The sequence below is a fragment of the Actinophytocola xanthii genome (assembly GCF_001921205.1).
GTDB lineage: Bacteria > Actinomycetota > Actinomycetes > Mycobacteriales > Pseudonocardiaceae > Actinophytocola > Actinophytocola xanthii.
Window position 1 is genome coordinate 1 of sequence record NZ_MSIE01000108.1, and the last position, 3,993, is coordinate 3,993.

3 protein-coding genes are annotated in these 3,993 nt (G+C 68.4%); all 3 read right to left on the bottom strand.

Features of this window, described 5'->3' with window-relative positions; translation table 11 throughout:
* Window positions 1-41: 41 nt before the first annotated feature.
* The 3 genes from BU204_RS39670 to BU204_RS35765 all read right to left on the bottom strand — a co-directional run bounded on the left by BU204_RS39670 (window position 42) and on the right by BU204_RS35765 (window position 3,417).
* The gene (locus BU204_RS39670; protein WP_143229988.1) at window positions 42-1,031 is read right to left on the bottom strand and encodes a hypothetical protein; all 990 of its coding nucleotides are present in this window, start codon (window positions 1,029-1,031) and stop codon (window positions 42-44) included.
* 14 nt (window positions 1,032-1,045) lie between these two features.
* Window positions 1,046-2,098: a hypothetical protein gene (locus BU204_RS39675; RefSeq protein WP_158073563.1), complete on the bottom strand. Its 1,053-nt coding sequence runs from the start codon at window positions 2,096-2,098 to the stop codon at window positions 1,046-1,048.
* Window positions 2,099-2,244: 146 nt separating this feature from the next.
* A complete protein-coding gene (locus BU204_RS35765; RefSeq protein ID WP_083661933.1) occupies window positions 2,245-3,417 on the bottom strand; it encodes a C40 family peptidase in 1,173 nt (390 codons plus the stop codon).
* Between the last annotated feature and the right edge of the window lie 576 nt (window positions 3,418-3,993).

The window sequence follows — 3,993 nt, forward strand, 5'->3', positions numbered from 1 at the left end:
ATCGGCTGAGCAGCCCGACACCGGGGGTTACGTGACAGCCCTTAGGCGATGTTGTAGTCCCTGCAGTCGATGATCGGCGACCACTGCACCTGGGGGTAGCCGGCGGCGTAGCGCCGATCTGGCGCGGACACGTCCACGATCGCCACCGGGTGCTCGACCGCTGGCTCCCGACGACCGAGCAGCCGCAGGAGCAGCGCGAGCGGCGGCCTGAGCAGCGTCGGTCGCCGGTATCGGCGGGCGAGCACGGTCCGTTCGAAGATGCCTGGTTCGATCGAGGCGATCAGCGCGGGGCCGGGCAGGGTGCGGATGATCGGCACCAGCAGGCGGTCTGTCTTGCCCCAGCCGGTGCGGGCGACGACGCGGATTCGCTGCTCCCAGTCCGCCCACAATCGGCTTCCGCGCCCCAGCGGGCCCGCTCGCCTCGACCATGGTGAGCCTGGCTGTCGGCCGGGATAGGGTGGGTGGTAGCCCAGGTGGTAGCCGAATGCGTGGGTGGGCAGCCGCAGTCGCATCCACCGGGTGGTGCCGGGCAGGGTGTAGCGGCCTGTTCGGCGCACGGCGCGTTCCCCCAATGATCGCCGAGTTTGCTGGGGTGTGGCCAGGGCTCGATGCCGCGCCGGGTGGCGAAGCCTCGCCCAGACCGGTCGGACGGCGAACCGCATCCAGGCCAGCCAAAGCGGCAGCGCCACCAGCGCGGTCCACGCAGCCGGGGCAGGCCAGGTCATCGTGATGGGGACCTGCATGCGCCTCGCCCTGTCCATCTCGGCACCTGCGGAGTCGTCGACCGTGTGGTCCGAGGGGCCGAGGCTTCGTTCGGCGCGGGGTAACCCCAGCAACCCGCCCTCGCCGCCGGCCAGCAGCGGTCGGAATCTGAGCGAGGGCCAGACCAGCTCTCCGGTGGACAGCCACGTCAGGACCGCAGCCGCGACGCACGCCGCGACGGCGGCACCAGCAAGCGCGAGCAGGATGCCGCCGACGCGGCGGCGTCGTTCGCGCCGGGTGTGGAGACGGGTGCGGCCTAGTTCGGACATGGGTGCCACCGCGCTCACCCCCGCTCCATGCCGCCCGCACCACGCTCGTGGTCCGGCCGGTGTACCAGCGCAGTGGACAGTCCCATCTCGGCGTCTCGGTCGTCGGTGTGCGCCGGTGAGCGCGCGGCGATGTGTGCTTTCTGGGCGGCGAGCAGCAGTGAGTTGGGCTCGCCCATGTGCCTCTTGAGCGTGGCAAGGAGCTGGCGTGCGCGGTTAGGGTCGGTGTATCCGGCTGCGAGGAGCCAGACCTGCGGCTCGCGGTAGTGGCAGCGGCGCGTGGCGTAGATCTCGCCCGTGGCCGGGATGTAGCCGAGCTGCCACGGCCCGAGAACCGCAGGCTCGTCGGTGTAGGGGTCGTCGTCGTCACCGTCGCGGCGCCAGCCCACTCCGAACACCTCCCCAGCCACCGGCCCATCAACTGGGCACACCGTCTGCTCGGCTGCCAGCCCCGGGTCTTGAGATGCGACGTCGGCCCTGCTTGGACGGTTAGACGCATGCCATCGCTGCGGGTGACGGGGGTGACCTCGGCGCGGGTTGGCGATGACGAACACCTCCTCGTTCGCATAGGTGGACACGAATGTCGGCAGCTCGGGATCCCTTCGCCATCCGCACTGTGCCCCGGCCAGCAGACCGGCCGGCGCATCAATGCCGGTCAGGTCGAGGCCGATAACGAACGTGCGAATGGAGTGGATGTGAGCACGCGCTGTCGCGAGGGCGCTAATGGCGGCGGCGAGCTGGTCCACTGCGACACTCACCAGCGCGGACAGACTGCGCCGCTCCGCTCGGAATGCGCCAGAGATAAGGCGACCAGTCACCTGACTGGCTGTCGGTGGCAACGCCTGCAGGTCCGCGACGACCGTAACGGCCGCGCGGTATAGCTGAGTGGTGGCATCCCCCAGTTGCGCGGCACGCAATCGCCAGCGGCTCTCCGCGCGGACAAGGTCGCCCGCCGGATCACCTGTCACGTCGAGCCTACAGGCCTCGCTCAAGGCGTCGATGACGCCAGCGGGTACAGCTATACCGCGCGGCGGTACGCCCACGTGGCGGGCGTCGATCTGCAGGAGCAACTGACCGGTGTTGGCGCGTCGCCATGTGAGTGCCACACGAGTCGGTACCACGATATTCCCCCAGACATACTACGAACGGTGACTAAATAATATTTCAACTAAAATGCACCCAGCGTCTGTTCTGTGTTCTTCCCCTATTACTACTACTAGGGCCGCACGACTTCGGTGCGAAACTCCCCTACAATTGACGTCTTCGATATCCTAACTACATCACCCGATTGGGGTGATTCTAAGACATAATCACGTCCGTATATTCTTCCGAGATAGATGGCGACATGATGAATAGTGGCGGGTGTTTCTCCGGCGAAGAGCAGGTCTCCGGGGAGCGCGTCGACGAAGGGGTGCCGTGTTCCACCGCTGGCGTATTGGGTGCGGCTGTCGCCGCCGATCGCGATCCCGGCTTGCGCGTAGGCGTACTCGGTGAGTCCTGAGCAGTCGAATCCGACTTTCTTGTAGTCGCCGTGGCGGTCGGCGACGCCGCCGTCTCGGATGCCTTGGGTTGGTCCGGTAGGACCGCCGCCACCCCAGGCGTAGGTGGTACCGAGGTAGGACAAGGCGGCCGCTACCGCTATCGCGGCGGTCTCGCTGGGGAAGTGGACGACCACGTCACTGCCGGCGCCGTCGATGCCCGCCTGTGTGGGCAGGGTGACGTCGAGTCCGGCCCGGCGGATTGCGATCGGCCCGGATCCACCACCGTTCTCACACGTTACGGTCGCCCCGTCGGCAGAGGTAGCTGACGGGCCGTGGACCAACTGGGCGGTCAGCTCGGTCGCCCATCGTTCCCACGCCGCGTACTTGCTGGCGCCCGCGCCGGACTGTTGGACGGCTTGCGCGATGTCGGCGAAGGTCCCCGACACCGGGTCAGCGTAGTTCGGCACCCGGGCCACCAGCTGCTGGTAGAACGCCTGGGACGCCGCTTCGGGGTTGGTGCGGTCGACATCGGCGTAGAGCGCCCCCTGTTGCTGGAACAACCCGACCGAGCGGCCGTTCACCGCGTTGGGATTCATGGTGGACTCCTGCATGGCGGTGCCTACCGCGATCGCGATCCCCCGCTCGGCGATCCGCCTCCCGGTGCCGACGCTAACCACAGTGCGGGCCGCAGCCATCTGGTTTGCGTTCAACTCCGCACTCTTCTGCCGCACGCTGGTGATGCCCGGGCCAGTCCAGGCGGTCGAGTCGGCGGTGTCGGGGGTGATGGAGCAGCCACCGGCGGGTGGCCGTTCCCCGGGTGCCACCGATGCGCCGCCGATCACCGCGAGTGCAAGGACGACCAGCACCACTGCGGCGGTCACCGCGCCGGTGAGCTTGCTGCCGATCACTTCACCTCACCCACCTTCGGCGGGAAGATCGATCCGCCATAGTCCGTCGGCGCCGCGCCGAACCACCCGCACCGCTGACACCTGCTCGACATAGGACTCCGAACCCACCGCCGGTGCGCCCGCCTGGTCCGCTGGGGCGACGACACGCGCGATTGCGCCGATTACGATCACCGATGCCGCCGATCGGGGCATCTCAGCCGAAACCCGCGCCACTGGTTCGGCACAACGGCCAACCTCGTGAGCCGCCACAGTCCTGTCCCACGACGCGCGCGCTCGCTGGTCAGGCTCGTTACCGTCGAGGGGGTCGACGGTGGCCCACCCGTTGCCGGTCATCGCGCCGCGAGCCCGCTGCTCGGCAGTCCCAAACGGGTCGCGGTAGTGAAATGGGCACAATCGGGCAAGCCACGCGTGCATCGCCGCCTCCGGCGTCGCCAACTCCTGCGGGGTTGGGTCGCCGGCCGGCGGCTCCTCGAGCCGTACCGATCCCGGGTCAATTGGTGTGTGATGGCCGGGGGTCACCGGATCTACACCACCGGGCGGGATGGGTGGTCGGGCGGGCAGCGACCCACCCGCCGT